The following is a 9,987-nucleotide window of genomic DNA, read 5'->3' as shown; positions in this document are numbered from 1 at the left end:
TCCTAGCAAGATGCAGCTTGCGTCGTCGTCGCGTCTAGCCAGTCAGTCCGCCAAAGGCACACTTGTCGCTGTTCCAATGGAAAATCTGGGTTTAATCCCAACTTATATCTCTTTGAGAAAAAAAGCAAAACCCATTTATATCTTGCTAGCGCTAATCTTTGGTTTTACCTTACTCTTGGCTAAACTAATTTCATACGCGTACTGACAAAAGCAGACGACAAAAAAGGGTTGATATGACTACCAATAAAGAGTTACGCCAGATTTTATTGCACGCAAAAACGATTGCCGTAGTCGGTTTATCGCCCAATCCCGCTCGTCCCAGTCACGAGGTTGCGGCCTATTTGCAGGCGCAAGGCTACACCATCATCCCCGTCAATCCTAAGGAGGCTGGAAAACTAATCCTTGGTGAAATCTGTTACGCCAGTTTGGCGGACGCGGCTGCCCATGCCGCGAACGGGATCGATATCGTCGATTGTTTTCGTCAATCCGACGCTATGCCTACGCTGGTTGATGACGCTATTTCGGTTCATGCTCGCTGTATCTGGATGCAGTTGGGGGTTAGTCATCCATCCGCGGCGATGGCCGCGCGCTCTGCCGGCATTAGTGTGGTGATGGATCGTTGCATCAAAATAGACCACGCCATGCTTTGCTAATCTCGTCCAGCAAAGGACAAAATCTGTTTAAAATAGAACAACAAAATTACCGTCAGGAATCTCCATGAGCATCAGCGCACTATTCCGTAAAAAGCCCAAATTCGTCTTAAAAGATGAGGATGCATCGCAAAAAATGATTGCGTCTAGCGAAGAAGACAAAACCAATGCTAAAGCCGCGGATCGTTTGCTCACCTTGAGCTTGGCGGAAGAGATATCTGCTTTCCAGACAGTTTTATACGCGCAGAAAAAGTATAAATTTTTGATCATCCTTCAAGGCATGGACACCTCAGGCAAAGACGGTACCGTGCGCGGTGTGTTCGGACAGATTGATCCACTCGGCGCCCGATCCATCGGTTTTAAAGCGCCGACCAGTGTTGAGCTAGGTCATGATTACCTCTGGCGAGTGCATCAGCATGTGCCAGCCAGTGGCGAGATTGTAATTTTTAACCGCAGCCATTATGAGGACGTACTGATCACTCGCGTACATGACATGATCGATGACAAAGAGTGCGAGAGGCGTTACGCACACATCAGGGATTTTGAACGTATGCTGACAGAAACCGGCACCGTAATTCTTAAATTCTTTTTACACATTTCAGCCAAAGAACAAAAGCAACGGCTTGAAGACCGCATCGCCGACCCAGACAAACATTGGAAATTCGACCCCCAAGATCTGGCCGAACGCAAATTCTGGGATGCTTACCAGCGCCAATACGAAAAAACCATCGAAGCCACCGATGCAGAGCATGCGCCTTGGTACATCATTCCTGCCGACTCTAAAACCCAGCGCAACCTGGCGATTGCCCATATCGTGCAAGAGAAACTAGCCAGTTTAAAACTCGCTTACCCGCCCGGCAATCCTGAGTACAGCAAACTCAAAGTAGTTTAAACCTGCATGTTTCCATATCTGGCTGAATTACTTGCGCTGCCACTATACCCATTGTTGTCATGGCAAGGTAAGCGCACTCGTGAAACTACGCCACGCTTGCCAGAAGCCGGTGGAGCGCGTTTTGGCATTAGTCACTACCAGCCGGAGCTTGGTTATGGCGACAATCATGCTGATCGGAATGTTGACGGAGATGTTGGCTTCCGGCTGCTCAGCATAGGAGAATCGCCCGTTGCCGGTGTTGGTGTAGCCAACCAGAACCTGGCTATCACAGCGCAATTGGCAAAGGCGTTGGCCTCACGTTTGAAAACCGATGTGAGTTGGCAGGCGATTGGTAAAAACGGCGCAGATATAGCGAGTGCGATTCAGCATTTGCTGCCGCAACTATTTAATTTGGCAGACAAATCAACGCAGATTGATCTGGTGTTTGTCGCATTTGGGGTCAACGACACGACGGCGTTCAGATCTGATCAGCGCTATCGAGCTGAGTTGTGTCAGTTATTAGCCGCGATACAGCAGCAACTCGCACCCAAACAAATTCTGCTGTCGGGCGTGCCGCCGGTGCACGCATTTCCCGCTTTGCCGCAACCCTTAAGATTCGTTCTGGGCAGCAAAGCAAAAGCACTCGATCTGGTCGCCAAAAAGTTAGTTTCCCAATTAGGTGATGGACGTGGCAACGTCAGTCACATCCCTATGGCGCTGGATATCAGCGATGCGTCGTTGATGGCAGAAGATGGTTATCATCCTTCAGCCAAAGGCACGAAGGCGTGGGCAGAACAGTTAGTCGCGGCGCGTTATGGTCGGCAACTCCAATAAGAGCAAATCTATCTAAAGTGGCGATAAATTAGTATATTTTGCGGTACTTATGCACATTTTAAATAAGCTAGTATCTTAATAAAAAACCATGTGTAAAGAAGTGCAAAGACAATAAATCTTTTAAAATCATCACCTTACAAGACAATATTCAATGCTTACTTTATTACTGGTATTGTCATCGCCATAAAATAGAAACTATCCACAAAGTTATCCACAGTTTCTAAACAGTAATTTCTATCAACTTTCTCTCAGAATTTCACCAGATTGCAGCAGATCAGATGCCTTGATCAGGCGCATCGGCGATAATGTCGGATTAGCGCTGCGTTTGACATCCCGGAGAACAGCAGCGAACGCCACTTCTGTACTCGTTTTATCGAAAGCAATTTATGTCGAACAGTTTTGCCCCGCTCAAAAATGACACATTCTTAAAAGCCCTGATGCGTCAGGAGACGGATTACACACCGCTATGGTTAATGCGCCAGGCAGGTCGTTATTTGCCGGAATACCGCGCCACCCGCAAAGGTGCCGGGTCGTTTATGAGCCTGGCAAAAAATCCCGACTTTGCGACGGAAGTGACGATTCAGCCATTGGACAGGTTTGAATTAGATGCGGCGATTTTGTTCTCCGACATTTTGACCGTGCCCGACGCCATGGGTCTGGGATTGTATTTTGAAGAAGGCGAAGGCCCTAAATTTGAACGTCCGCTCAAAGACGAAAAAGACGTGCTGGCTTTAAAAGTACCAGAGGCTGGCAGTCTGCAATATGTCTTTGACGCCGTCACGCAAATCCGTCACACCTTAAACGGTCGCGTGCCTTTGATTGGTTTCTCGGGTAGCCCGTGGACATTGGCTTGTTATATGGTCGAAGGGCAAGGGTCGCGTGAGTTTCATACCGTTAAAACCATGATGTATAAGCGCCCGGATTTGATGGACCATATTCTGCGTACCAATGCCACGGCTGTTGCGACTTACCTCAACGCGCAAATCGACGCCGGTGCGCAGGCAGTCATGATTTTTGATAGCTGGGGCGGGGCATTGGCTGACGGTGCTTACCAACGATTCTCCCTTCGCTATATGCAAGACGTAGTCAACCAATTGCAACGCGAAAAAGATGGCCAGCGTATTCCCGTCATCGTCTTCACCAAAGGCGGTGGCCTATGGTTAGAGCAAATTGCCGATATCGGTGCCGATGCAATGGGTCTGGACTGGACCGTCAATCTTGGTCAGGCACGCGCCAAAGTTGGGCATAAAGTCACCTTGCAAGGCAATCTTGATCCGGCAGTCCTGTTTGCCGACCATGATCAGATTCGCCAACAAGTCACTGCAACCTTACAATCCTATGGCATGCCGGGCGCCGGTCATGGACATGTGTTCAATTTAGGCCACGGTATTTCTCAATTTACCCCGCCTGATGCAGTTAGTGTTTTGGTCGAAACAGTGCATGAGGTAAGTCGTCAGCAGCGCCAAAACAAGGCTTAAGGTCTTGGCAAATAAGGTATCAAAACAATAAACCTTGGTACGCCTTGTAAAGACGTCATGTTGCTGTGCAACAGTCAATATTCATGCGCTTGTTAGCTTGATATGGCTGGGAGAACTAATGAAACAGCCGCAACAAAAAGCGCATAAAGATGCACACTTTTTGTTAGTTATGCACAAATATGAGGAGCGTAAAAATAAGTCGAAAATTTATTTTCAAGACTTTCTGCATATTTGCAAGCCATTGATTTTAAAAGACTTATTTTTTGCTTTCAGAATGGGCAGTTTGTTGAAACCCGCATAAAACCTAGCGCAACGCCATGTCAATACACCTTTGTCCACAAAGTTATCCACAGAAACTGTGGATATGTAAAAAAGACCTTATGAAACCGTTAGTTAGCGCACTTCCTCACAGGTTACATTAAGTTCGTGGAACACTGCATCCTCCAAATCGTGCTTGACACGCCACTTGATACAAGCTTCGACTACCGCTGGAATCTGCGCGAAATTGAGGCGGGCGGAGCTACATCTCAGACCGAACCACAAATTTCATCCGTGCCCCAAATCGGGCAATTAGCCTTAATTCCGTTTGGACGGCAAGAGGTGATGGGGCTGATTGTCGGTATCAGCGACACCACCGAGGTGTCCGCCAACAAACTCAAAGATGTACTTGAAGTGCGTACCCAACTCGCGCCTTTGCCACAAGCCTGGCTGGACTTATGTCGTTTTGCCGCTGACTACTACCAACGACCACTGGGCGAAGTCGCTTTGCCTGCACTACCAAAAAACTTGCGCACCAGTAAAGTGACATCGCTGGAACGCAATCTCAAGAAAGTCGCCAAAGATGCAGCGCCACAAGACACCAACCCCAATCCAGAACCCACCTTAAATGCCGAACAGCAACTAGCGGTCGACGCCATTGCGAGCGCCCAAAAGTTTTCCCCGCACTTGCTCTACGGTGTAACGGGTAGCGGTAAGACAGAAGTCTATTTGCAAGCCACCGCCAAGGTTTTGGCGCAAAGCACTGACGCGCAAGTCTTGATTCTGGTACCAGAAATCAACCTCACACCGCAATTAGAGAATCATCTGCGTCAGCGTTTTTCGGGTATCCAGATCGCCACTTTACACAGCGGCATGGCCGAAGGCGAACGCGTGCGCCACTGGCTGTCTGCTCATTTAGGGCAAGCCCGTATTATTCTTGGTACGCGTTTAGCGATACTCGCGTCCTTGCCCAACTTAAAAATGATTGTCATTGACGAAGAGCACGATCCTTCTTACAAGCAACAAGAAGGCTTGCGCTATTCGGCTCGCGACCTCGCCGTTTGGCGCGCGCGTCAGCTCGACATCCCGGTCGTGCTCGGCTCCGCCACACCGTCTTTAGAAAGCTGGCACCACGCCAATACTCAACGGTATCGCAAGCTAAGTTTGCGTGAAAGAGCAGTCAAAGACGCTGTTTTGCCCGTTGTCAAAGTCATCAACACCGAGCATGAAAAACCGAGTGAAGGTTTGACACAAAGATTAGTCACCGCCATCCGCTTACGTTTAGAGAAAGGTGAGCAGTCACTACTATTTCTAAACCGGCGTGGTTATTCCCCCGTCATCGCCTGCGACGCCTGCGGCTGGATCAGCAACTGCACCCGCTGCACCGCGCATCTGGTCATGCATAAACTCGATCACAAACTACGTTGCCACCATTGCGGTTTAGAGCAACGCATCCCAAGATCATGCCCGACCTGTGGCAATATTGACTTGCAACCTCTGGGTCGCGGCACCCAAAGAATCGAAGAAAGCCTTGCCCACATTTTCCCTGAAGCAAGGGTATTTCGTATTGACGCCGATTCCACCCGGCGCAAAGGCAGTGCCGAAGCCGCCTTCGACACCGTGCATCGTGGAGAGGTCGATATCCTGATCGGTACCCAAATGGTTGCTAAGGGCCACGACTTTAAAAACCTCAGTCTGGTTGCTGCGCTTAATCCCGATTCTGCCCTGTTCTCGCAAGACTACCGTGCGAGTGAGCGCCTGTTCGCCCAGCTCATGCAAGTCGCCGGCCGCGCTGGCCGTGCCGCCCGCAAAGAAGGCGGCAATCTCAGCGAAGTCCTGATCCAGACTCGCTACCCTGACCACCCGCTATACCACGCACTGATGGCGCATGATTACGACAGCTTCGCCAACGACTTACTGCAAGAACGTGAACAGGCAGGCATGCCACCGTTTATCTACCAAGCTTTGTTACGTGCCGAAGCCAAAGAGCTACAAATCGCCCTCGACTTCTTGCATCAGGCCTCCGCCCTCGCCACCGACCCTGGCATCACCGTCAACGACCCTATCCCCATGACCATGACCCGCGTCGCCAACGTCGACCGCGCGCAACTATTAGTCGAATCCACTTCACGCCCCGCTTTGCAATACTTCCTAAAAAACTGGATCAGCGACTTGCGCGCCCTGAAGTCACGGGTGAAGTGGTCGGTGGAGATTGATCCTGTCGATATTTGACTGATTTTAAGCCTAAGCAAATACGATGCTCTGCCGTGACCACGCTGACCCCTGCAGGTTTGTGACGTCTACGGTAACGTGTAATCGAAGGTATAAAAATGCTGCCCGTTATTGATTTGTATCTTCATCTGCCCAGTGATTCCTGCCAATTCATCGGTGCCGGAATCTGGCACGATTTGGACCGCTAAATCCGCTTGGCCGCGATTCATCGTTCCTGTATGCATCAGGACAAAACTACCTTTCTTGCCTTGCAGACTACCTGTCACGCGTTCAATCGCGACATAACCCGCCGAACCCTTGGTTTCTGTAACTGCAGCCAGCATTTCACCTAAGCTAGACGCATTTAGGTCACCATTAAATTGCTTGATGATCGTTTGGCGAGCAAGTTTTGCGGCTTCGATTGCTGTTGCTGGTACTTGCGGATTCAGTTTGATGTCAAAGCCTCCTCTAGCGTGGTGCATATTTGGCGCCTTTAAAATGATAGATGCGGACTCTGTTGCTGCTGGGGTGGTAACGCAGGCGCTCAGGCAAGTTAATAAGTAAATGCTGATACCGACGTGATGTAATAAGTTTGTTTTCATCGTAATCTCCTTGGTAATAAAAATGTCTCCATTGACCAATCCAGATTAAATAGGACGCCAGACCGACATGATAGGAAAAACGCGACAACGTGTTATTAGAAAGAGGGCGTTATGAGCAACACCGATCCTTTGGCGCAAACGCAGATACAAAACCAAGAGCCGCCCAAACCACGTGGTGTTTTGCGCCCGACGCTCAATTAGGGAGAATTTCAGCATCACCGGCAAGTGCCTTCTGCCGCATTAGCTGATGTTATTGAGCACTACTGGTATGTCAGTTGGGATTTGCGTGGCTTACCCGCACAAGAGCAAGCCACTTTGCCCCATCCGAATGTGCATCTGGTGATAGAGCAGGGACAAGCGCGCATTTACGGTGTGCACAGCCACCGCTTCATCAGGCAACTGGCCGAACAGGATCAGGTCTTTGGTATCAAATTTAAGGCCGGAGGCTTTTACCCTTTTTATCGACAAGCCTTAGCAAGCTTACATAACCGATCAATTGACCTTACTACTTGTTTTGGTCAGTCCAGTGCGGATTTTGCCGGACAAATATCTGCCGCCGATAATTTTCTCGCCAAATGCGCAATAGCAGAAAACTTCTTACTAGCCCATTTACCGCCATCCGATCCGCAAGTCCTCCGCGTCAGTCAGCTAGTTGCGAGCATAGAACAAAACCGCAGCATCACAACGGTCGACGATCTGCTTCGAATAAACGATCTGGACAAGCGCAGCTTGCAGCGCTTGTTTCAAAAATATGTCGGTGTCGGTCCGAAGTGGGTTATTCAGCGCTACCGCTTACACGAAGCCATTGCCCAGATTCAGGAAGGAAAAACACTTAACTGGATTGCGTTAGCGCTAGAACTTGGCTATTTTGATCAAGCCCATTTCGGACGTGATTTTCGGGCCTTGGTGGGCATGACGCCTGCGGAATATGAGAAGAGCTTGGTCTAGGCGAACGGATGGTACGTTTTACACACTGGATTTAAAATATACTCCAGGCGTGTATATTTAAAGTGTCCATATATTATATGGACAATAAGGCATATTTGTACTGATCAACAGGGGAGTATATTTAATAAGGTCGGTATTCTCAGGTGTGTAGAGCCCTTTAAGGTTTTGAAGATTGTAAGAGTATGGAAACAAATGGTATTTTCTTAACTGCCAAGTTAGCATATAAAATTGGCAAATTAAATCACCTCAAGTTTCAACAGCGCGCCGGCTTCGCCACGCGTGCCTGTTACCTCAAACCTTAAACTGCGGGAATAATCAATGAAACTGTCCATAACCCAAGAGCAGCAACAAGAGATGCGACACGCCCACTATGATGGCGCCCCGGGCGTTCTGGTATCTGGTCTCGTTTGGATTGCTGCCACCTTGGTATGCTATCAGTTCGGTATAGACAAGGCTGTATGGACTCTGCTCATAGGCGGTGTATTTATTTATCCAATTAGCCTCGTTGTAACAAAGGCGATAGGACGCCCCGCGAAGACAAGCAAAGACAACGCCTTGAACCAACTTGGGATGGCATCGACAATTTGGCTAATCCTTTGCTGCGCGATGGCCTACGGCCTTTTCCTTCTAAAGCCAGCGTTATTTTTCCCCGCAATGATGGCAACGATAGGAAGCCGCTACCTGATCTTTGCAAGCATCTACGGCAGATCAATTTTCTGGGTGATGGGCGTGAGTCTGATTGTCGCTGCAAATCTCGTCCTCTTCGCAGCGGTAACGCCTGTCATTGCCGCTGGACTTGGTGGATTGATCGAGGTTTTATTTGCATTTTTAGTGTTTTCAAAAGCGTCCAAGTCAAATATCAAATAATAAAATCAAGCAAAAAAATCAGGCGACATCCTATGTTGTTGTTCGCTCAAATTAAAAATTCGCGCCGGATATCGCTCATATTAATAGGGGACTAGATGTACTCACGTGGATATTTTTAGTCATGTAAGAGAAAGTTTTATACCTGACGCTCTGCGTGAAACATAGCTTAAGCTTATCTACGAGCTAAACGCATTGCTCATGATGCCTTGACCATAACCCGAATTAATTTACTCGGCCAATCAACACCCGTAAGCGAAATCACCGCGATGCGCATAGTAAATCGATGTAGAAAAGTAGCCCTCGCATGGGTGCTTCTGGCCTCAGTTTTTTGCTCCCCATCCTATGCCGCCGACGCTGTCCCGGAATTGCCCAGGCATTTATTGATAGCCCGCGAACTGGCTGAGAATATCAAGCCTGCGAATAACCATTACAGTCTGGGTGTGCAGTCGATTAGTTTTCCCGGTGATGTGTTTTCCAGCGATTACGTCATGCGGGCGGACTGTTCAGGGCTTTTGCTAGCGTTGATTGAGCGGGCTCACTATCCGGTGCGGACTCAGCTTGCTTTTTTGAACTGGACGCCAAGCAGAAAAAGGCCAGTTGCAGAGGACTTCGTTTTTTCGATAGAGACCGGTAAGGGTTTTCAGCAGATCATCGATGTGCGCCTGATACGGCCTGGCGATGTGCTGGCGCATGCGATGCTCAATGCCAGCGACAAATCGCAAACCGGTACGACCGGGCATGTAATGTTGGTCGACAGTGAAGCAAAAAAAATCGAACCGCGTAATCCGCTTGTTGCTGGAACAGAGCAATACGAGGTCGCGATTATCGATTCAAATATAGAGTACCTGGGCTCGGATGATACAAGGCTCGCTGACCCCTCGAATAAAATTACAGGCCTAGGTCGCGGCACGATACGCTTGTATGCAGATACCGATGGCGCGCTGGTCGGTTGGGCGAGGAATTTTAAAAATACCAATCGATTCTTTTCCTACAGCCCCCGATTCCTATCTGACACTAAGGAACGCAAGGCGGCGATTGGACGCTTGATCACTCAGTAAACGGGTATCAAAACACATATATACGCTTCTCGTAGCATAACAATATTGACGACTCTAGGGTCGTCAGCTAACGCATATCACTGTGAGCCACGCTGGCACTCGTTCCATATAACTCATGAGCTTCTTGCAAAATACCCAAACCAGTAAAGTCGAGCATGGGTGTGGCCACTGTTGCGATTGGTTTTCTTGTTTGAAGCGGCACATGTGACA

The 9,987-nt window shown here is 48.9% G+C and carries 11 protein-coding genes; 10 read left to right on the top strand and 1 reads right to left on the bottom strand.

The window, feature by feature from the left end:
* The 7 genes from AAKU61_RS20990 to AAKU61_RS20960 form a co-directional block, all read left to right on the top strand.
* Positions 1–205 (top strand): hypothetical protein (locus tag AAKU61_RS20990; RefSeq protein WP_354335422.1); only part of this gene is annotated, 205 nt, incomplete at its 5' end.
* A gap of 28 nt (positions 206–233) precedes the next feature.
* Positions 234–653, top strand: a complete 420-nt coding sequence (locus AAKU61_RS20985) for a CoA-binding protein (RefSeq protein WP_354335421.1) — start codon at positions 234–236, stop codon at positions 651–653.
* A gap of 64 nt (positions 654–717) precedes the next feature.
* Entirely contained in the window at positions 718–1,542 is an 825-nt protein-coding gene (locus AAKU61_RS20980; protein WP_354335419.1) for a PPK2 family polyphosphate kinase, read from the top strand.
* 6 nt (positions 1,543–1,548) lie between these two features.
* On the top strand, positions 1,549–2,355 hold the full coding sequence (locus AAKU61_RS20975; protein ID WP_354335417.1) for an SGNH/GDSL hydrolase family protein: 807 nt from the start codon (positions 1,549–1,551) through the stop codon (positions 2,353–2,355).
* Positions 2,356–2,741: 386 nt separating this feature from the next.
* Positions 2,742–3,833, top strand: a complete 1,092-nt coding sequence (gene hemE / locus AAKU61_RS20970) for a uroporphyrinogen decarboxylase (protein ID WP_354335415.1) — start codon at positions 2,742–2,744, stop codon at positions 3,831–3,833.
* A 118-nt stretch (positions 3,834–3,951) separates the two neighbouring features.
* Complete coding sequence (locus tag AAKU61_RS20965; protein WP_354335413.1) at positions 3,952–4,134, top strand: hypothetical protein; 183 nt, start codon at positions 3,952–3,954, stop codon at positions 4,132–4,134.
* 125 nt (positions 4,135–4,259) lie between these two features.
* Entirely contained in the window at positions 4,260–6,323 is a 2,064-nt protein-coding gene (locus AAKU61_RS20960) for a primosomal protein N' (protein ID WP_354335411.1), read from the top strand.
* Between the two features lie 68 nt (positions 6,324–6,391).
* Here the strand turns inward: AAKU61_RS20960 and AAKU61_RS20955 are convergent, their stop codons facing one another.
* Positions 6,392–6,904 (bottom strand): DUF3224 domain-containing protein, encoded by a 513-nt coding sequence (locus AAKU61_RS20955; protein ID WP_354335409.1) that lies wholly within the window; start codon positions 6,902–6,904, stop codon positions 6,392–6,394.
* A 225-nt stretch (positions 6,905–7,129) separates the two neighbouring features.
* Between AAKU61_RS20955 and AAKU61_RS20950 the strand changes: the two genes are divergently transcribed.
* The 3 genes from AAKU61_RS20950 to AAKU61_RS20940 all read left to right on the top strand — a co-directional run bounded on the left by AAKU61_RS20950 (position 7,130) and on the right by AAKU61_RS20940 (position 9,777).
* Positions 7,130–7,852, top strand: a complete 723-nt coding sequence (locus AAKU61_RS20950; RefSeq protein ID WP_354335408.1) for a DUF6597 domain-containing transcriptional factor — start codon at positions 7,130–7,132, stop codon at positions 7,850–7,852.
* Between the two features lie 318 nt (positions 7,853–8,170).
* Positions 8,171–8,719 (top strand): DUF7010 family protein, encoded by a 549-nt coding sequence (locus AAKU61_RS20945; RefSeq protein ID WP_354335406.1) that lies wholly within the window; start codon positions 8,171–8,173, stop codon positions 8,717–8,719.
* Between the two features lie 266 nt (positions 8,720–8,985).
* Complete coding sequence (locus AAKU61_RS20940) at positions 8,986–9,777, top strand: hypothetical protein (protein WP_354335404.1); 792 nt, start codon at positions 8,986–8,988, stop codon at positions 9,775–9,777.
* Positions 9,778–9,987: the final 210 nt, after the last annotated feature.

The organism is Undibacterium sp. GrIS 1.2 (genome assembly GCF_040544435.1).
GTDB lineage: Bacteria > Pseudomonadota > Gammaproteobacteria > Burkholderiales > Burkholderiaceae_D > Undibacterium.
Note: the sequence above shows the minus strand (reverse complement) of the source record. Positions and strands in the feature narration are given on the sequence as shown.

Bases quoted from the DNA above. Each gene is read 5' to 3' on its own strand.
- AAKU61_RS20985 (WP_354335421.1), top strand. From the start codon at position 234: ATGACTACCAATAAAGAGTTACGCCAGATTTTATTGCACGCAAAAACG.
- AAKU61_RS20980 (WP_354335419.1), top strand. From the start codon at position 718: ATGAGCATCAGCGCACTATTCCGTAAAAAGCCCAAATTCGTCTTAAAA.
- AAKU61_RS20975 (WP_354335417.1), top strand. From the start codon at position 1,549: ATGTTTCCATATCTGGCTGAATTACTTGCGCTGCCACTATACCCATTG.
- hemE (WP_354335415.1), top strand. From the start codon at position 2,742: ATGTCGAACAGTTTTGCCCCGCTCAAAAATGACACATTCTTAAAAGCC.
- AAKU61_RS20965 (WP_354335413.1), top strand. From the start codon at position 3,952: ATGAAACAGCCGCAACAAAAAGCGCATAAAGATGCACACTTTTTGTTA.
- AAKU61_RS20955 (WP_354335409.1), bottom strand. From the start codon at position 6,904: ATGAAAACAAACTTATTACATCACGTCGGTATCAGCATTTACTTATTA.
- AAKU61_RS20945 (WP_354335406.1), top strand. From the start codon at position 8,171: ATGAAACTGTCCATAACCCAAGAGCAGCAACAAGAGATGCGACACGCC.
- AAKU61_RS20940 (WP_354335404.1), top strand. From the start codon at position 8,986: ATGCGCATAGTAAATCGATGTAGAAAAGTAGCCCTCGCATGGGTGCTT.